Here is a 432-nt window from a genome sequence, read left to right on the forward strand (position 1 = left end):
GAGCGGGTCGGTGCGTGGGCGGCTCGCACGTACGACGTCCTCGCTGAGATCGTCGCGGGCAGCACGAGTGCCGCCTTCCGCCTCGGGAGCGACCCCGGTGCGATCCTCAACCGAACCGCGGATCAGGTGGGCGTCCGGATGATGCCGGGTCGCGAGCTGCTGGCGGCGAACATCCCTGACCCGGTCTGGTCGGGTGCCCTGCCCGACTTCCGGCGGCTCGAGCCGGCCGAGAGGGCCGGCCACGACGACGGGTGGGGCTTCACAGCTCCGGTCGTCGACATGCCCCGCTACCTCGACTGGCTGCTCGCATCTCTACGCGACGCGGGTGGTCGGCTCGAGATCCGACGGATCAGCGACCTCGAAGCTGAGGCCAGATCCTGCGACCTGCTCGTCAACTGCACCGGACTGGCCGCGCGGGAGCTGGCGCCGGAC

General features: G+C 71.3%; 1 protein-coding gene. It reads left to right on the plus strand.

The features are described from left to right. Positions 1-432, plus strand: a 432-nt coding sequence (locus I6F37_RS40800; protein ID WP_225154492.1) for a hypothetical protein, incomplete at both ends; no start/stop codon positions are given.

Source organism: Bradyrhizobium sp. NBAIM08, from assembly GCF_020193935.1.
Taxonomy (GTDB): domain Bacteria; phylum Pseudomonadota; class Alphaproteobacteria; order Rhizobiales; family Xanthobacteraceae; genus Bradyrhizobium; species Bradyrhizobium yuanmingense.